This window comes from Streptomyces sp. NPDC018031 (genome assembly GCF_044327625.1).
Classification (GTDB): domain Bacteria; phylum Actinomycetota; class Actinomycetes; order Streptomycetales; family Streptomycetaceae; genus Streptomyces.
Genome location: NZ_JBIRFT010000007.1, coordinates 160,671 through 178,916, shown reverse-complemented (window position 1 = coordinate 178,916; position 18,246 = coordinate 160,671). Strand labels below are relative to the sequence as shown.

General features: G+C 77.2%; 12 protein-coding genes and 1 pseudogene. 7 read left to right on the top strand and 6 right to left on the bottom strand.

The annotated features are described in order from the left end of the window. Positions 1 to 256 precede the first annotated feature (256 nt). The 4 genes and pseudogenes from ACH4B3_RS18805 to ACH4B3_RS18790 form a co-directional block, all read right to left on the bottom strand. Positions 257 to 1,180: pseudogene (locus tag ACH4B3_RS18805) on the bottom strand (LysR family transcriptional regulator); the annotation flags it as partial. Between the two features lie 117 nt (positions 1,181 to 1,297). Next, the gene (locus tag ACH4B3_RS18800) at positions 1,298 to 1,525 is read right to left on the bottom strand and encodes a hypothetical protein (RefSeq protein WP_398464192.1); all 228 of its coding nucleotides are present in this window, start codon (positions 1,523 to 1,525) and stop codon (positions 1,298 to 1,300) included. 81 nt (positions 1,526 to 1,606) lie between these two features. Continuing rightward, on the bottom strand, positions 1,607 to 4,435 hold the full coding sequence (malQ, locus tag ACH4B3_RS18795; protein WP_398463979.1) for a 4-alpha-glucanotransferase: 2,829 nt from the start codon (positions 4,433 to 4,435) through the stop codon (positions 1,607 to 1,609). A 54-nt stretch (positions 4,436 to 4,489) separates the two neighbouring features. Further along, positions 4,490 to 4,810 carry a hypothetical protein gene (locus tag ACH4B3_RS18790; RefSeq protein ID WP_398463978.1) on the bottom strand — a complete coding sequence of 107 codons (321 nt, stop codon included), beginning with the start codon at positions 4,808 to 4,810 and terminating at the stop codon, positions 4,490 to 4,492. A 423-nt stretch (positions 4,811 to 5,233) separates the two neighbouring features. On the opposite strand from ACH4B3_RS18790, the gene ACH4B3_RS18785 reads away from it, so the two are divergent. Beyond that, positions 5,234 to 8,359 carry a beta-N-acetylglucosaminidase domain-containing protein gene (locus ACH4B3_RS18785; RefSeq protein WP_398463977.1) on the top strand — a complete coding sequence of 1,042 codons (3,126 nt, stop codon included), beginning with the start codon at positions 5,234 to 5,236 and terminating at the stop codon, positions 8,357 to 8,359. Between the two features lie 60 nt (positions 8,360 to 8,419). On the opposite strand, the gene ACH4B3_RS18780 is transcribed toward ACH4B3_RS18785, so the two are convergent. After that, complete coding sequence (locus ACH4B3_RS18780) at positions 8,420 to 8,956, bottom strand: HNH endonuclease (RefSeq protein WP_398463976.1); 537 nt, start codon at positions 8,954 to 8,956, stop codon at positions 8,420 to 8,422. A gap of 255 nt (positions 8,957 to 9,211) precedes the next feature. Here ACH4B3_RS18780 and ACH4B3_RS18775 point away from each other — a divergent pair, with 255 nt between their 5' ends. The 4 genes from ACH4B3_RS18775 to ACH4B3_RS18760 all read left to right on the top strand — a co-directional run bounded on the left by ACH4B3_RS18775 (position 9,212) and on the right by ACH4B3_RS18760 (position 14,616). Further along, positions 9,212 to 10,303, top strand: a complete 1,092-nt coding sequence (locus ACH4B3_RS18775) for a mechanosensitive ion channel family protein (RefSeq protein ID WP_398463975.1) — start codon at positions 9,212 to 9,214, stop codon at positions 10,301 to 10,303. 303 nt (positions 10,304 to 10,606) lie between these two features. Beyond that, entirely contained in the window at positions 10,607 to 11,764 is a 1,158-nt protein-coding gene (locus tag ACH4B3_RS18770; protein WP_398463974.1) for an ROK family protein, read from the top strand. Positions 11,765 to 12,163: 399 nt separating this feature from the next. Then, the gene (locus tag ACH4B3_RS18765) at positions 12,164 to 13,465 is read left to right on the top strand and encodes a 6-phospho-beta-glucosidase (RefSeq protein ID WP_398464176.1); all 1,302 of its coding nucleotides are present in this window, start codon (positions 12,164 to 12,166) and stop codon (positions 13,463 to 13,465) included. Between the two features lie 110 nt (positions 13,466 to 13,575). Next, positions 13,576 to 14,616, top strand: a complete 1,041-nt coding sequence (locus ACH4B3_RS18760; protein ID WP_398464174.1) for an N-acetylglucosamine kinase — start codon at positions 13,576 to 13,578, stop codon at positions 14,614 to 14,616. Positions 14,617 to 14,712: 96 nt separating this feature from the next. Here the strand turns inward: ACH4B3_RS18760 and ACH4B3_RS18755 are convergent, their stop codons facing one another. Continuing rightward, complete coding sequence (locus ACH4B3_RS18755) at positions 14,713 to 15,297, bottom strand: hypothetical protein (RefSeq protein WP_398463973.1); 585 nt, start codon at positions 15,295 to 15,297, stop codon at positions 14,713 to 14,715. A 249-nt stretch (positions 15,298 to 15,546) separates the two neighbouring features. On the opposite strand from ACH4B3_RS18755, the gene ACH4B3_RS18750 reads away from it, so the two are divergent. Together ACH4B3_RS18750 and ACH4B3_RS18745 are read left to right on the top strand one after the other, a co-directional pair. Then, entirely contained in the window at positions 15,547 to 17,154 is a 1,608-nt protein-coding gene (locus ACH4B3_RS18750) for a hypothetical protein (RefSeq protein WP_398463972.1), read from the top strand. 41 nt (positions 17,155 to 17,195) lie between these two features. Then, positions 17,196 to 18,215 (top strand): glutamate ABC transporter substrate-binding protein, encoded by a 1,020-nt coding sequence (locus ACH4B3_RS18745; RefSeq protein ID WP_398463971.1) that lies wholly within the window; start codon positions 17,196 to 17,198, stop codon positions 18,213 to 18,215. Positions 18,216 to 18,246 lie beyond the last annotated feature (31 nt).

Sequence of the window (18,246 nt, the reverse complement as noted above, 5' to 3'; positions counted from 1 at the left end):
GCCCCCGGCCGTCCTGCCAGCCTCGGTCATCCCGCTGGCCCCGGCCGTCCTGTCAGCCCCAGCCATCCCATCAGGCCCGGCCGTCCCGTCAGCCCCCGGCCGTCCTGCCAGCCTCGGTCATCCCGCTGGCCCCGGCCGTCCTGTCAGCCCCAGCCATCCCATCAGGCCCGGCCGTCCCGTCAGCCCCGGCGGCTGCGCCGGCCCCGGCAGACCCCGCGACCCCGGCCGTCCCGGCAGGCCCGGCCATCCCGTCGGCCCCGGCCCCGGCCGCGGCGGCGGCCCGGCGGAGCGCGCGCAGCACCGTGGCCGGGCCCGGGGCCCGCTCCGCGCCCCGCCGTACCGCCACCACCACGTGCCGGTGCGGCCGGTCGGCCCGCAGCTCCCGGACCACCACGCCCTCCGCCGGCCGGCCCGGCGCCACCACCGCCAGCGCCATCCGGGAGACCAGCGCCACGCCCATGCCGGCCGCGACCATGGACAGGATCGAGTGCCAGTCGGCCGCCGCGTGCGCCTGCTCCGGGGCGAACCCGGCGGCCTCGCACGCCGCGGTGGTGATCCGCGACCACGGCCCGCTGCTGCCGAAGATCCACGGTTCGGCGGCGAGGTCGGCGAGCCGCAGCTCCGGGGCGGTGGCCAGCGGATGCCCGGCGGGGAGGGCCACGTCCAGCGGGTCGGCGAGCAGCGGCAGCCGGGTGAACCGCGGATCCCGCGCGGTGGGGGCGTGCGCGGCCAGCGACAGCGCGATGTCGACGGTTCCGTCCGCCAGGAGCTGGTACGCCTCGGCGGCCTCCGCCTCCCGGACGCCGACCTCCAGCCCGGGGTGGCTGCGGCGCAGTTCCACCACGGCGGGCACCACGAGCGCCGGAACGGCGGTGCCGAAGGCGCCCACCCTGACCCGGCCTGTCTCCCCGCGCAGGTATCCGGCCAGGTCCGCGTCGGCCCGCTCCAGCTGGGCGAAGACCTCCTCGGCGTGCCGCAGCACCAGCCGGGCGGCGTCGGTGAGCCGCACCCGCCTGCCGTGCGCCTCCAGCAGCGGCACACCGAGCTGCCTGGCCAGGCCGGAGAGTTGCTGGGAGACGGCCGACGGGGTCAGTCGCAGTGCCTCGGCGGCGGCGGTGACGGTGCCCAGCTCGTCCAGGGCGCGCAGCACCCGCAGCTTTCTGATGTCCCAGTCGGCCATGCGGGCACGCTACACAGCCACCGGGCGGTGACCGGCGCGGTGTGTGCGGCCGGGAAGACATGCCGAGGGCGCCCATCGGCCGGATGGCCGGTGGGCGCCCTCGGCGTCAGAAGTCTGTCAGCTCTGCTTGCGCGACTTGTCGCCGACGATCACCAGGCCGGTGATCACCAGGAACGAGACGATCGGCAGCGCGACGTAGAGGCCGAGCGTCTCCATCACGCTCAGGCCCGGACCCGGGTCGTCGCCGTCGTCGGGCGTGACCGCGAACGCGGAGGACGACATCAGCAGCATCAGCGTCGTTCCGGCGGACACGGCGCCGGCGCGCAGGGCGTTTCTCTTGACCACGGTCCCAAACTAGCGAACCCCCGAACACCCCGCGCGTCCGGGGTCACCTTAGGCCGGACCACCGGGCTCCGCAGGAGCCCGTCACCGCCCGGCGGCCGGCTCTCCCCCGGGGCCCTGGGCCGCCGCCGCGCACCGGGCGACCTCCGCCATCAGGGCGCGCAGCCGGGGCGAGGCCACCAGCTCTTCCAGGGAGACCGGCCGCCCGGAGGCGTCGGCGATCGGCAGCCGCCAGTTGGGGTACTGGTCCCAGGTCCCGGGCAGGTTCTGCGGGCGCCGGTCCCCCACCGCGTCCGGCAGCCACACCCCGACCATCCGGGCCGGGGTGTGCAGCAGGAAGCGGTACAGGGCGGTGATCGCGCCGGCCTCGTCGGCGGGGCCCTCGGGCAGCAGTCCGCGCCGGGCCAGCAGGGCCAGCCACTCGGCGACCTCCGCGGCGTCCTCGGCCCGTTCCACGGAGAGCGGCCGGGACAGCAGCCCCAGCCGGTGCCGCAGCTCCACGTGCTCGCCGGTGAGCCGGGCGGCGGTGCTCGGCAGGTCGTGGGTGGTGACGGTCGCCAGACATCCCTCGCGCCAGGCCTCCGGGGGCAGCGGTCGCGGCCGTGCCGGGGCGGCCCCGGCGGCGGCCGGGGGCGCGGCCGCACCGGGGGGCCGCCCGTCCCCCGGTGCTGCTCCGGCGCCGGCGGCCGACCGGGGCGGGACGGGCGCCACCGGCGCGGACTCCGGGACCGGCGGCGCGGCCGTCACCGGCCCGGGCTCCGGGACCGGCGGCGCGGCCGTCACCGGCCCGGGCTCCGGGACCGGCGGGGCGGCCGTCACCGGCCCGGGCTCCGGGACCGGCGGCGCGGTCGCCACCGGCGCGGACTCCCGGGCCGGCGGGGCGGCCGTCACCGGCGCGGACTCCGGGACCGGCGGCCGCGCGGCCGGCCGCAGCACCGCCGGCGCCGGCCCGGTCACCCGGGCGGTGGCGAGTCCCGGTTCCGCCGCCGTGCGCGCGGCCGCCGGCGCGGTCCCCCGGCCGACCGGTCCGCGGACCTCCGCCGCCGGTGTCCCGGCCACCGGGGCGCCGGCCGGTTCCGGCGCGGCCGCGGGCGACGGCGGGGCGCCGTCGCCACCGGACACCGCTGGCGACGGCGGGGAAGTGGCGCCACCGGGCGCCGCGGCCGACGGCGGTCCGGCCGGCCCGGGTTCCGGTTCCGGCTCCTCCCGCCGCGCCACCGCGCCGTCGTAGTCCCGCTCGAACCACAGCACCGAGGTGCCCAGCACCCCTCGCGCGGCCAGGGTCTCCCGGACCCCCGGCTCGACGGTGCCCAGGTCCTCGCCCACCACCACCGCCCCGGCGCGGTGCGCCTCCAGCGCGAGCACGCCGAGCATGGCCTCGGCGTCGTACCGCACGTAGGTGCCGTCTGTGGGTTCCCTGCCCTCGGGCACCCACCAGAGCCGGAACAGCCCCATCACATGGTCCACGCGGAGCGCGCCCGCGTGCCGCATCAGCCCGCGCAGCAGGTCCCGGTAGGGGGCGTACCCGGTGGCGGCCAGGGCGTCCGGCCGCCACGGCGGCAGCCCCCAGTCCTGGCCCCGCGCGTTGAACGCGTCCGGGGGCGCGCCCACCGACATGCCGGCGGCGAAGGCGTCCTGCCGGGCCCAGGTGTCCGCGCCCGAGGGGTGCACCCCGACCGCCAGGTCGTGCACGAGCCCGACGCCCATCCCGGCGTCCCGCGCGGCACGCTGAGCGGCGGCCAGCTGGGTGTCCGTCAGCCAGGCCAGCCAGCGGTGGAAGTCGACCCGGTCCAGGTGTTCGCCGCGGGCCCGGGCGGTGCGCGGGGACCGCGGGTCACGGAGCTCCCGGGGCCAGCCGCGCCAGTCGGGTCCGTACACCTCGGCCAGGGCGCACCAGGTGGCGTGGTCCTCCAGCGGCCGGCCCCGCTCGGTGCGGAAGGCGTCGTAGGCGGCGCGCCGGTCCGGGCTCATCGGGACCGCCCGCAGCAGCCGCAGCGCCTCGCCCTTCAGCGCCCACACCCGGTCCCGGTCGATCAGCTCGCCGCGGCGGAGGACGCCGTCGCGGAGCGCGGCGGCGTCCGCCAGCAGGGCGTCGGCGCGCTCCCGGGCGGCCCCGGTCAGCAGCGCGTACTCGGGCACGTCCGGCACCCGCAGATAGACCGGGTCGGGGAAGTGCCGGGTGGCGGGCCGGTACGGCGAGGGGTCGGTCGGGGCGTCGGGCGTGCCGGGCATGGCCGTGTGCAGCGGGTTGATCTGGACGAAGCCGGATCCCAGCGTGCGGCCGGACCAGGCCGCCAGATCGGCCAGGTCGCCGAGGTCGCCCATGCCCCAGGAACGGGCGGACAGCAGGGAGTAGAGCTGGACCAGCAGGCCGTGGGTGCGGGCCGGGGGTGCGGGCAGCCGGTCCGGGGCGACGATCAGCGCGGCGCGGGCGGAACGGCCGTCGGGGGCGTGCGCGCGCAGGGTGTGGCGGCCGGGCGGTAACCCGACCCCGGGCAGGTCCTCGGCGCCGGTCCCGGCGCCGCGCGGGCCGGGGCGGGCGGCGGTGCCGGGCGCCCGGCCGGGTGTCGTCGCGCCGCGGCCCCGTGCTCCGGGCGCCCACCGGGGTGCCTCCAGCCCCCAGTCCCGGGTGCGGCCGTCCTCGGTGTCCACCCGCAGCGCGGTGCCCGGCGGCAGTTGCAGCCGGGGCGGCCGGCCGGGCCGCGCCACGACGCAGGGCGGCAGCAGCCGGTTGCGTTCCCCGTGCGCGTGCCGGTCCAGGGCGGCGCGCACCGCGCCGGGTGTGGTCGCGTCGACGCCCATCGCGGCGAGCACCGCCACGACGGTGTCCTCGGACACCCGGACGGTACGGCCCGGCGCGGGCTCGTAGGAGGTGGAGACGCCGTGCAGTTCGGCGAGCCGTGCTCTGCCCATCGGGACTCCTCACCACTCCGTCGGCCACACCACCGTCGGTCCCGGCGCCGCCGATTACAACTCCATCGACTCCATACCCACGCCCGTGTCGCGAACCGTCGCGGTCGGCTCGCTGGTGAGCGGCGGGGCGACGGCGAGCGGCGGCTCACTGGTCAGCGGCAGTTCACAGGCGAGCGGCGGCTCGCTGGTCAGCGGGGCCTCGACACCGGCGGCGGAACCGGCGCCCTCCAGGCCCGAGTCGGGGTAGGGCACCCCGGCGAGCAGATCGGGTTCCCGGCCGCCGGCCCCGGGGCAGGGGCCGTCCCCGTCGGGTGTGGAGCCGGGAACCTCGGGTTTGGACAGGGCGTCGAGCAGGAGCTGTGCGGACGCGGCCACAGGGGCCTCCGTGGGTCTCGGGAGTGGGATAGCAGGTGCCCTACCCACTGCCCGCGACCGCAGACGTGATCGGCCCGGGAACGTGCTTCAGGTCACACCCAGGGGTGGCGGGCGAATTCGCGGCACACCCCGCCCGGAGGCGCAGAGCGTACGGCCGGAGCGGGGTTCCGGGCGGCGGACTTGCGGGGCCGGCCGGCGCCCCGGCGCCCCTCCGCGGGAGCCCCGGAAGTTCAATACCGGCACTTCGGTCACCGCCGTTGACACCTGCCCGGCCGAGTGGTGGGCTCGTCGCCTACCGGCGCGTCACCGGCGCCCCGCACGCGCGCGTCGCGCGGGCGGCAGCGCGCCCCGCGAAGACCCGCCGGAAAACGCCGAGGACGCCGCCGACCAGGCGGGACACCGATCAGGAACGAGGAGTGGGCGGTGCAGTTGCGCGGGATCTGGGCCAACCGGCCGAAGGCCGCCGGAGCCACCGCCCTCGCGGCCGCGGTCCTCGGCGGGCTGCTCGGCGGCGCGCCGGGCGCGGCGGCCGCCCCCGGCGATCCCGGTCTCCCCGGCACCTCGGCCCCGGACCGCGCGGACGCCGCCGGGGTGCCCCCGGTGTGGCCGCGTCCGCAGTCGCTGCGTGCCCACGGGACGTCGGTCCCGGTCGGCGAGCACGTCACGCTGGTGGCCGACGGGGACGCCGACCCGTACGCCCTGGACGCGCTCCGGGCGCTGCTGCGGGACGCCGGGGCGCGCACCGTCACGGAGGTGACCGAGGCCGGCCCGGAGAGCGGGCGCGAGCACCCCGCCGGCCTCGTGGTGTACGCGCAGGGCCGGCAGGCGGAAGCGGCGCTGCGCGAGCTGCGCGCCGGGGAGCGCGCCGACCTGCCCTCCGGCGGCTACCGGCTGGCGGCCGGCACGGTGCGCGGGGCGCCCTCGGTGGCGATGGCCGGGGTCGGCGCGGACGGCCTGTTCCACGCCGTGCAGACCCTGCGTCAGCTGCTGGTGCGGCCGGCGGACGGCGACTCCGGCCGGGGCGGCCACAGCTTCCCGTCGGTGACCGTACGGGACTGGCCGGGCGCGGCGGTGCGCGGCACCACCGAGGGGTTCTACGGCGAGCCCTGGACCCCGCAGCAGCGGCTGGAGCAGCTCGACTTCATGGGCCGCACCAAGCAGAACCGCTATCTGTACGCGCCGGGCGACGACCCGTACCGGCAGGCGCGCTGGCAGGACCCCTACCCGGCGGAGCAGCGGAGCCGGTTCCGGGAGCTGGCGGACCGGGCGCGCCGCAACCACGTGACGCTGGCCTGGGCCGTGGCACCGGGCCAGAACTTCTGCTTCTCCTCCAGCGGCGACGTCAAGGCGCTGCTCCGCAAGATCGACGCCATGTGGGCGCTGGGGGTGCGCGGCTTCCAGCTCCAGTTCCAGGACGTCAGCTACGACGAGTGGCACTGCGTGGGTGACCGGATCGCCTTCGGTTCCGGGCCGGACCGGGCCGCGCGGGCCCAGGCGCAGGTGGCGAACGCGGTCGCGGACCACCTGGCGCGCCGTCATCCGGAGGCCCCGCCGCTGTCCCTGATGCCCACCGAGTACTACCAGGACGGCACGACCGAGTACCGCAGCGCGCTGGCCGAGCGGCTGGACGACCGGGTCGAGGTGGCCTGGACCGGGGTCGGCGTGGTGCCCCGCACCATCACCGGCGGGGAACTCGCCGCGGCCCGGGAGGCGTTCGGCCACCCGCTGGTCACCATGGACAACTACCCGGTCAACGACTTCGCCCAGGACCGGATCTTCCTCGGCCCCTACACCGGCCGCGACCCGGCCGTCGCCGCCGGCTCCTCCGGTCTGCTGGCCAACGCCATGGAGCAGCCGACGGTCTCCCGCATCGCGCTCTTCACCACCGCCGACTTCGCCTGGAACCCGCGCGGCTACCGTCCCCGGGAGTCCTGGCAGGCGGCCATCGACGACCTGGCCGGGCCGGACCGGGCCACCCGGACCGCGCTGCGCGCCCTGGCCGCCAACAACGCCTCCTCGCTGCTGGGCGGCGCCCGGGGCCCGGAGGCGGGCAGCGGCGAATCGGAGTACCTGCGCCCGCAGCTCGACGCCTTCCTCGCCGCGCACGCCGGGACCGACCGGACGGCGCTGGACGAGGCCGCCGAGCGGCTGCGCGCCGCGTTCCGCACGCTGCGGGACACCCCCGGGCGGCTGGACCGGACGCTCGGCGACGAGGTGGGCCCCTGGCTGGACCAGCTCGGCCGGTACGGCGAGGCGGGGCTGCACGCGGTGGACATGCTCACCGCCCAGGCGCGGGGCGACGGCGCCGCGGCCTGGCGGCACCGGCTCGCCCTGCAGCGGCTCCGCACGGAGATCGCGGCCAGTCCGGCCACCGTCGGCAAGGGGGTGCTCACGCCCTTCCTGGCCACCGCGCTGGAGCGGGCCGACGCCTGGGCCGGGCTGGACGAGACCGCCGAGAAGCCGCCGCGGACCGACGCCGGGCAGCGGGCCGCGGCCGACGGCGACGTGCGCACCTCCGTGCCGGCCGGATCACCGGTGACCCTGCGGTTCGACCGGGTCCGCCCGCTGACCGCGGTCACCGCGCTCACCGGGCCGGGCGGCGGGAAGCGCGGCACCATCGAGGCGCATGTGCCGGGCAGCGGCTGGCGACGGCTGGAGGCGGTCTCCGGCAGCGGCTGGACGCAGGCCCCCGGCAAGGGGGTGCGGGCGGACGCGGTGCGGCTGGTGTGGGACGGGGCCGGGGACCGGGAGCCGCCGGCGGTGCACGAGCTCACCCCGTGGTTCGCCGACACCCCCGCGGCCGAACTGCGGCTGTCGCGGACGGTGGTGGACGCGGAGATCGGCGGCTCACCCGCGGTGGTGGAGGCGCGGCTCACCCCGCGACGGCCCGGCGATGTGCGCGGCGATCTTCTGGTGCGGGCCCCGGAAGGGGTCACCGTCAGCGCTCCGGCGCAGGTCACAGCGGTGCGTGGCGGGATGGCCACGGCCCGGCTCAAGGTGGCGGTGCCGGCCGGCGGCGGGGCGCGCACCTACCGGGTGCCGGTCCGGTTCGGTTCCGAGGAGGCGGTGCTGACGGTCCGCGCGTTCCCGCCGGCCGGCGGTACGGACCTGGCCTCGGCGGAGGCGGGCGCGGAGGCCACCTCGTCCGGCGACGAGACCGGCGGGTTCCCGGCCTCGGCGGCCATCGACGGCGACCCGGCGACCCGCTGGTCCTCGACGCCCGAGGACGGCGCCTGGCTCCGGCTGGAGCTGGCCCGGCCGGTCCGGCTCGGCCGGCTGGACCTGCACTGGGAGGCCGCGCACGCCGCCCGGTACCGGGTGCAGGTGTCGGCGGACGGCCGCACCTGGCGCACCGCGGCGACGGTGGACGACGGCCGGGGCGGGCACGAGACGGTACGGATGGACGCCCCGGACACCCGGTTCGTCCGGATCCAGGGCGTCGAGCGCGCGGCGCTTCCCGGGGCCCCGGCCGACGCCGCCCCCACCGGCTACTCGCTGTGGTCGGTACGGGCGTACCAGGTGCGGCCGGCCGGCGAGGGCGGGAGCTGACGGCGGTGCGGCCGCGGCCCGCGGGTGCCGGCACCCGCGGGTACGACGATGGCCCGGTCCTCAGGCAGATCTGCCGTCGATCCGGGCCATCGCGTCGTCCGCGCCGTACGGCTGCAGGTAGGGCAGCCAACGCGGGTCCCTATGCCCGGTGCCGATGATGCGCCAGGCCAGGCCGGATGGTGGCTCGGGTTGGTGGCGCAGCCGCCAGCCGATCTCCGCGACGTGCCGGTCGGCCTTGACGTGGTTGCAGCGGCGGCACGCGGCCACCACGTTCTCCCAGGTGTGCTGGCCGCCGCGACTGCGCGGAATGACGTGATCGACGCTGGTTGCGACGCCACCGCAGTACGCGCACCGGCCGCCGTCGCGGGCGAACAGGGCGCGGCGGGTGAGCGGGACGGGGCCGCGGAAGGGCACCCGCACGAAGCGTTTGAGTCTCACGACGCTCGGGGCGGGTATGACGCGGGTTGCGCTGTGCATGAGGGCGCCTGAGTCCTCAAGGCTGATGGCCTTGTCGTTGAGGACGAGGACGAGCGCGCGGCGGAGCGGTACGACGCCGAGCGGCTCGTACGACGCGTTGAGGACCAGGACGTGCGGCACGGTGCCTCCTAATACGCCGGCGGCGCGTGGCTCGCGCCGGGACGATCTCCCCTTAGTCTCTCCGGATCCCTGGTCGGCGCGCCACCACCACCGGGTAACGGCCTGGAAGTGTTTTCGACCACACGGTCTTCATCCCCCGCAGTGAGGCGGTTATCTCTCGAACACGGCAGCGGGGAGGCGGGCGTGCCCCGTTAGTGTGGTGAGTCTGCCCGTGTGCCATCCGCGCGGGCATCTCGCTCACGAAGGGTTCATGCTGTGTTCTGGTCCGCTGCCGTGGCCGCAGACTCGACGCCCCGTCCCGGCTCCACCCGCCCCGACCGCCTCGACGCGGCGCACCAGAGCGCCAGCAACGCCGCCGGCTGGGTCGAGGAGAACTGGTCGACCTGGCTCAGCATCGGCCTGCGCATCCTGCTGATCCTGGTGATCGCCTTCGTGCTGCGGTCGATCGTGCGCCGCTCGCTGACGAAGCTGATAGAGCGCATGAACCGCACCGCGCAGGCCGTGGACGGCACCGCGCTGGGCGGGCTGCTGGTCAACGCCGAGCGGCGGCGGCAGCGCTCGGAGGCGATCGGCTCGGTGCTGCGCAGTGTGGCGTCGTTCCTGATCATGGGCACCGCGGGGCTGATGATCCTCTCCACGCTGGAGATCAACCTGGCCCCGCTGCTGGCCAGTGCCGGTGTCGCGGGCGTGGCCATCGGCTTCGGCGCCCGCAACCTGGTCACCGACTTCCTCTCCGGGGTCTTCATGATCCTGGAGGACCAGTACGGGGTGGGCGACACCATCGACGCGGGCGTCGCCAGCGGCGAGGTGATCGAGGTCGGGCTGCGGGTGACCAAGCTGCGCGGCGCGGACGGCGAGATCTGGTACGTGCGCAACGGCGAGGTCAAGCGGATCGGCAACCTCAGCCAGGGCTGGGCCACCGCCGGTGTGGACGTCCAGGTCCGCGCGGACGAGGACCTGGACCGGGTGCGCGCGGTGATCACCGCGGCCGGTGAGGGCATGGCGAAGGACGAGCCGTGGAACGAGCGGCTCTGGGAGCCGGTCGAGGTGCTGGGCCTGGACGCGGTGTTCCTGGACTCGGTGATCATCCGGGTGTCGGCGAAGACCATGCCCGGCAAGGCGCTGGGCGTGGAGCGGGAGCTGCGCTGGCGGATCAAGCGGGCGCTGGACGCGGAGGGCATCCGGATCGTCGGCCGGCCGCCGGAGGCCGACCTGGAGATGGAGGAGGCCCCCGACCCCACGGCTGGCGTCGCCGCGCCCTCGGCGATGGCCAACCCCACCTCTCCGCAGGCGATGGCGGCGAGCCCGATCGCGCCGCAGCTGCCGGCGCCGCCCACCCAGAAGTAGCGCGCTCCGCCCCTGGGGGCGCGCCGGGCACGAGGGCGCGCACCCCGGGCGGGGCGCGCCCTCGGACGCTCCGCGCGCGGCGGTTCCCGGGCCCGGGGCCGTGTGAACGCGGCCGGCCCGGGACATCCATCCCGCTGGGCCCGGTGCCGGGCAGGCGCACCCGGCAGACACTCTTGACCCGCCGCTGTGGCCCCCGTACCGTCTGCAACCGACAGGAAACTTTCCTAACAGAGCCCCGGGCGGAGGCGAGAGCCGATGGCGGGTACCGCGGTCACTCCGGGTACACCCCGCGTACTGCGTGCGATGAACGACCGGACCGCGCTGGAACTGCTGGTCGCCCACGGCCCGCTGACCAGGACCCGGCTCGGTGAACTCACCGGGCTGTCCAAGCCCACCTCCTCCCAACTGCTCACCCGGCTGGAGGCGGCCGGGCTGGTCCGGGCCACCGGGACCGCGAGCGGACGCCCGGGGCCCAACGCCCGGCTGTACGAGATCGACCCGGCGGCCGCCCATGTCGCCGCCCTCACGGTGGACCCGGCGGGGATCACCGCGGCGGTGGCCGACATCACCGGCCGGGTGCTCGGCCGACGGCGGGTGACCGCGCCGGCGACCGATCCCGCGGTGGCCGCCCGGACCACCGGGATCGTCACCCAGGTGGTCGGCGACGCGCTGGCGGCGGCCGGGCTGGCGCCCGGCGGGGTGCACCACACCGTGATCGGCATGCCCGGCGCCCTGGACCCGCGCACCGGCGAGCTGCGCTACGCACCCCACCTGCCCGGCTGGCAGGCCCCGGCGATCCGCGCCGACCTGGCCGCCGCGCTGGGCGGCCCGGTGGTGATCGAGAACGACGTCAACCTCGCCGCGGTCGCCGAGCGGCACCACGGCGCGGCGCGCGGCACCGACGACTTCGTCCTGGTCTGGGCGGACGAAGGGGTGGGAGCGGCCGTGGTGCTCGGCGGCCGGCCGCTGCGCGGGACCACCGGAGGCGCCGGCGAGATCGGCTACATGCCGCTGCCGGGTGCCCCACTGGCCCGCGGCGGGCCGGACGCCACCGCCGCACCGGACGGCGGCGGGGGCTTCCAGCGGCTGGTGGGCGCGGCCGCGGTACGCGAACTGGCCCGGGCGCACGGCATCACCGCGCCCACCGCCGCGGACGCGGTCGGCGCGGCCCTGCGCACCCCCGGCCGGGGCGACCGGGTGCTCGGCGAACTGGCGTCCCGGCTCGCCACCGGACTGGCCGCGGTCATCGCCGTGGTCGACCCCGGGCTGGTGGTGCTCTCCGGGCGGACCGCGCAGGCCGGCGGCGAACGGCTGCGCGAGCTGGTCGAGGCCGGGCTGGCCGGACTGGCACTGCCCGCCCCGCGGCTGCGGCTGAGCGCGGTCGAGGGCCCTCCGATCCTGACCGGCGCGCTGCGCACCGCCCTGGCGGCGGCCCGCGACTCCGTGTTCGACACGGCCTGACCCAGCGCCCCGCGGCCGGGCACCCGCGCCCGGCCCGGTCGGCACCCGGCCCGGCGCCCGCCCGGGCGCCCCGTCCCGTCCGCCGCGGTCGCGCCCCACCGGCCGCCCCGCCCCAGCCGATCCGGTCCGGCCCACCCCGGCCCGCCCGGATTCGATCCGGCCTGGTCCGACCCGATGCCGCCCGGCCCGGCCTCGTCCCGCCTGATCCGGTCTGCTCCGGTCCGACCCGTCCTGGTCAGGTCTGGGCCGATCCGGTCTGGTCCGGTTCGGTCCGGTTCAGTCCAGTTCGATGCAGATCGCACCGCGCCGCTCCGCGGGCCCGGTGCCGCACCTCGGTGCGCGCGGCACCCGGTGCCCGCGCAGCGTCCCGCACGGTCCCGTATGGAGAGGAGCAAGGAGTTGAAGCTCGCGGTCGTGGGTGGCGGTTCCACCTACACACCCGAACTCATCGACGGTTTCGCGCGGCTGCGCGACGTCCTGCCGCTGACCGAACTGAGCCTGGTCGACCCGGCCCGGGACCGGCTGGAGCTGATCGGCCCGCTCGCCCGGCGCATCTTCGCCCGGGAGGGCCACCCGGGCCGCATCTCCTGGACGGACGACCTGGACGCGGGGGTGGACGGCGCCGACGCGGTCCTGCTCCAGCTGCGGGTCGGCGGACAGGCCGCCCGCGACCAGGACGAGACCTGGCCGCTGGAGTGCGGGTGCGTGGGCCAGGAGACGACCGGAGCGGGCGGGCTGGCGAAGGCGCTGCGCACCGTCCCGGTGGTCCTGGACATCGCCGAACGGGTGCGCCGCCGCAACCCCGGCGCCTGGATCGTGGACTTCACCAACCCGGTGGGCATCGTCACCCGCGCCCTGCTCACCGAGGGGCACCGGGCGGTCGGCCTGTGCAACGTGGCCATCGGTTTCCAGCGCAAGTTCGCCCGGCTGCTCGGCGTCCCCCCGAAGGACGTCGCGCTCGACCACGTCGGGCTCAACCACCTCACCTGGGAGCGCGGGGTGCGGCTGGGCGGCCCGGACGGCGAGGACGTCCTGCCGCGCCTGCTCGCCGAGCACGGCGAGGCGATCGCCGCCGACCTGCGGATGCCCCGTTCGCTGCTGGACCGGCTCGGGGTGGTCCCCTCGTACTACCTGCGCTACTTCTACCAGCACGACGCGGTGGTCCGGGAGTCGCGGACGAAGCCCTCGCGGGCGGCCGAGGTGGCGGCGATCGAGCAGCGGCTGCTGGAGCTGTACGCGGACCCGGCACTGGACGAGAAGCCCGAACTGCTGGCCCGGCGCGGCGGCGCCTTCTACTCGGAGGCCGCCGTGGACCTCACCGCCGCCCTGCTGCGGCCCCGCGCCCCCGGGGGCGGCGGCCCGGCGGCCGGGCCGGTGGACGGCGAGGTGCTGGTGGTCAACACCCGCAACGACGGCACCCTGCCGTTCCTGCCGGACGACGCGGTGGTCGAGGTCCCCGCCGTGGTGGGCCCGCACGGCGCCGCGCCACTGCCCCAGCGTCCGCTGGAACCGCTGTTCGCCGGGCTGGTCGGCGGGGTCACCGGCTATGAGCTGCTGGCGCTCGAAGCCGCGCTGAAGGGGGGCCGGGACCGGGTCTTCCGGGCGCTGCTGGCCCATCCGCTGATCGGTCAGACCGAGTACGCCGACCGGCTCGCCGACTCCCTGCTGGCGCACAACCGGGAGCACCTGGCGTGGGCCTGAGCGAGCGCCGTCCCCCCGAGGCCGCGGCCGGCCGCGCCCCGGCGCCCCGGCCGGCCGCGGGGGCCGGACCCGGCCCCGGTGCCGGTACCGCCGCGGCGGACGGCGCCGACGTGCCGGCCGCCCCGCAGGCGGCCGCGGCCGCCGCCGTGCTCGCCATCGACGCGGGCAACAGCAAGACCGACGTCGCTCTGGTGGCGGCGGACGGCACGGTCCTGGGCACCGCCCGCGGCGGCGGCTTCCGGCCGCCGGTGACCGGCGCCGACCGTGCGGTGGCGGACCTCGCCCCGCTGGTCGCCCGGGCGGCGGCGGGCGCGGGCGCGGCGCCGCCGCCCCGGGTGCGGCAGGTGTCCGCCTGCCTGGCCAACGCCGATCTCCCGGTGGAGGAACGGGAGTTGACCGAGCTGCTGCGGGCCCGTGACTGGGGTGCGGAGGTCACCGTCGCCAACGACACCTTCGCGCTGCTGCGCGCCGGGCTCGGCGACGACGGCCCGCCGGCCGGGGTGGCCGTGGTGTGCGGCGCGGGCACCAACTGCGTGGGGCTGGCGCCCGACGGGCGCACCGCCCGGTTCCCGGCGATCGGCCGGATCTCCGGTGACTGGGGCGGTGGCGGCCATCTGGCCGAGGAGGCGCTGTGGTGGGCGGCGCGCGCCTCCGACGGGCGGGGGGAGCCGACCGCGCTGGCCCGGGCGCTGCCCGCCCACTTCAAGCTGCCCGACATGTACGCCCTGATCGAGGCGCTCCATCTGGGTCACCTGCCGGCCGGGCGCCGCCATGAACTGGCCCCGGTGCTCTTCGCGGTGGCCGAGGCGGGCGACCCGGTGGCCCGTGCCGTCGTGGCCCGGCAGGCCGAGGAGGTGGTGGTGATGGCCACCGCGGCGCTGTCCCGGCTGGGCCTGCTGGGCGCGCGCCTGCCGGTGGTGCTGGGCGGCGGGGTGCTCGCGGCCCGCCATCCGCTGCTGGACCGCCCGGTGCACGACCTGCTCGCGGAGCGCGCCCCCGGCGCACAACCGCGTGTGGTCACCGCCCCGCCGGTGCTCGGCGCGGCGCTGCTGGGTCTGGACCGCCTGGGGGCGCCGGCCGCCGCCTACGCCCGGCTGCGGCGGCACTTCACCGCGCGGCCACCGGGCGACCCGGACCCGGCCACCGGGTGACCCGGGCCGGGCGCCCGGTGCCGGAACCGGCTGGCCGGGCGCGCCGGAACCGGCTCCGGACCGGGTCGCAGGAACCGGCTCCGGACCGGGCCGCGCTCACAGTCGCACGCGGATCCCCGCCGGGGCGAACCGCCGCACCGCCCGCGCCAGCTCGTCCCGGTCCGCACCGTCGCCGAACCGCACCACCAGGACCGCGCCCTCGCCGGTCCGCCGGCGCCCGGGGAGCCGGTCCACCTCGGGGACGGTGGCGTCGCGGACGAGCCACAGCCGCAGCCAGCCCGCCTCCCGGCCGGCCCCCGCGTCCAGCCGCCGCACCCGGCTCCACGGCACCTGGAACGCCCGCCGGCCCTCGCAGCGGACGAGCACCCCGCGCTCGTCGAGGCCGACCGCGTCCGGTGCGTCCCGGGCGACGCGCATCAGCCGGAGGTCGCGCAGCGCGGGCCGGACCGTCAGCGGGCCGAAGACCACGCCGAGGAGGACGGGGTAGACGAACGGCAGGCCCGCCGCGACGCCGCCGGCCATGAGGCACAGCGGCCCCGCGTTGCGCAGCGCGTGGCCGGCCAGCACGGCGCGGTCGAAGCGCTGCGGTGCCCGGACGAAGAGGGCGCCCGGCCCGAAACCCGGCGGGGGTTCGAACCGTCCGCCGGGGCCGGTGTTCCGCTGCCGCCGATGTCGTCGCACGTCGGTGAGCGTGTCAGGGGCCTGTCTCACCCCCGCCGAGGATTCGTCAGAATTTCGTACCGGAACCAAACGGCCGGTACGCGCGTGAAGGGAGACAAGGACCGGCGCGAGACTCGGCAAAGATCGCGATCCGAACAAGATCCGGGCAATACCGGTGAGATTGGCCGGAGCTGCGGCCATACTGCTGCCGGTACCCGTCCCCCACCGCACCGGGCGACGGACCGCCGGCGACCGAGGGGGAGGGGTCTCGTGTCACAGCCGCCGACCACGGGCGGACCCGCACCGAACGCGAGCGGAGAACCGGGCGCGACCGGAGCGACGGGCGGCCCGGGGGCACCGGCGACGGGCACCCCGGGCGCGCCGGCCGTCCCGCGGCCGGCGGGCCCGCCCGGCACCTCACCCGCCGCGCCCTTCGCGGCGGTCGTCCCCGGCGCCCCGGCCGTACCGCCGGCCACCGCGCCCCCCGGCGGCCCGGCTTCTCCTGCCGGCCCCGACGAACCCGCCGCCCCCCGGCAGACCGCCTGGCGGGAGGGGCTGGACCAGCTGCGCGCCGCCGCGGTGACCGAGCCCGGTCGGCTGCGGATCATCGGCGCGGCACTCGCCGCCCTGGTGCTGCTGTTCGGCGCGGTGACGGCGTGGCAGGTCACCGACCGGCAGCAGGCCGCCCGCGCGGTCCACCGGCAGAGTCAGCCGCTGAGCGCCGAGGCCGCGAACATCTACCGCTACCTGGCGGACGCCAACACCACCGCCGCCGGTGGCTTCCTGGCCGGCGGCAAGGAACCGCACAGCGCCCGCGAACGGTACGAGCGGGACATCGCCGAGGCGTCCCGGAGCCTGGCCAAGGCCGCGGCCAACACCGAGGGTTCGGCCCGGGCGCGCGCCCAGATCAGCAAGCTCAACGAGCGGCTGCCGGTGTACACCGGGCTGATCGAGACCGCCCGCGCCGCCAACCGGCAGGGCCTGCCGCTGGGCGGCGCCTATCTGCGGTACGCCAACGACACCATGACCGACGACCTGTTGCGGGCCGCCGACGAGCTGTACCGGACGGAGTCGGCCCGGCTGAACGAGGACTACGCGGACGCCGAGGCGTGGCCGTGGGTGGCACTGGCCGCCGGGGCGCTCGCGCTGGGCGCGCTGGTCTGGGCCCAGCGCCGTGACTACCTGCGCACCAACCGGGTGGTCAACCTCGGCGTGCTGGGCGCGACCGGCGCCAGCCTGGCGATGCTGGTGTGGCTGGTGGTGGGGCACAGCGTGGCCCGGGTGCACCTCACCGACTCCGACGAGCACGGCGCCCGGTCGCTGCGGGTGCTCAACGCCGCCCAGATCAGCGCCTTGCAGGCGCGCGGCGCGGAGAACCTCACGCTGGTGGCGCGCGGCGCGGTCGTGGTGCCGGACGGCCCGGACCAGGGCAAGGACGCCTACGAAGTGCGCTACGCCGCGCAGATGAAGCAGCTCACCGGAGGCACCGGCGGCGGCGCCCGGCCGGAGAGCCTGCTCGCCCGGGCGGAGGCGCTGGCCGACGACACCGAGGGCAGCGCGCCGGTGGACCGGGCGGCCCGCGCCGCCCGGGAGTGGCAGGACCGGCACACCAAGGCGCTGGCCGCCGGCGACAAGGGCGAGTACGACCAGGCGCTCTCCCTGGTGATCGGCCGGAAGGGCAGCACCGACGAGTCCTTCTCCCGCGTGGACGAGGCGCTCTCCGAGGCGCGGACGCACGAGCAGCGGGAGTTCGAGACGGCGGCGAAGAGCGCCCGCGGCGCCTTCACCGGGCTCGCCGTCGGCGCGGGGGTGCTGGCGGTCCTGGGCGCGCTGGGCGCGGTCCTGGGCATCGGCCGCCGGCTGTCGGAGTACCGGTGAGACCGATGAGACCGGTGAGACCGATGAGAGGAGTCAGGGGGATGCGACCGGCAGGAGGAACGGGCCCGGTGCGGCGGTGGCGCCGGCCGGGGCTGATCGCGGCCGCGGCGGCGCTCGCCACCGGCGCCGCGGTGCTGGTGCCCGCCGCCGCCCACCGCGGCGACGCGGGCGGGGACCGCGCCGGCCGGCCCGTCACCGGGACCGTCCGGGACGACGTCGACTCCGCGGCGGACAGCTGCGAGACCCCGGAGGCGAGCCTGCGACCGTCCCGCGGCAGCGGCCGGGCCATCGCGGAGATCAGGAAGCGCGGCGTGCTGCGGGCCGGGGTCGACCAGAACAGCTACAACTGGGGCTACCGCAACCCGGCCACCGGCGAACTCACCGGCTTCGACATCGACCTGGTCCGGGCCATCGCCGACGACATCCTCGGCAAGGACGGCAAGGTGGTCTACAGCACCATCCCCACCAGCCGGCGCGTCGGCGCGCTGGAGGACCGCGACGTGGACGTGGTGGTCCGCACCATGACCATCAACTGCGAGCGGGCCGAGGACGTCGCCTTCTCCACCGCCTACTTCCGGGCCGGCCAGCAGGTGCTGGCGACCCGCGAGGACCTGCTGGCCGACGGCGAACGGGAGATCACCGGCTACGACGGGTCGCTGCGCGGCAGGCGGGTCTGCGCCGCGCGGGGCTCGACCGCCGAGGCCGAACTGACCAAGGACAGCCACGGCGCGCGGGTCGTCCCGGTGCCCAACCAGCTCGACTGCCTGGTGCGGCTGCAACTGGGCGAGGTGGACGCGGTGGTCACCGACAACGCGCTCGCCGCGGGCCAGGCCGCCCAGGACCCCACCGTCGAACTGAAGGGCGCGCCGTTCACCACCGAGCTCTACGGCGTGGCGATGAACCAGCGGGACGAGGACCTGGTACGCCGGGTCAACAAGGTGCTGGACGACTACCGCAAGGGCGGCCGGAAGAGCCGCTGGATGAAGGCCTACGACAAGTGGCTCGCCGATGATCTCGGAGAGGAGAATCCGACGCCGCCCCGGCCGAAGTACAGGGACTGACAGCGAAACTGGTCGCAGCGTGGGACCGCGC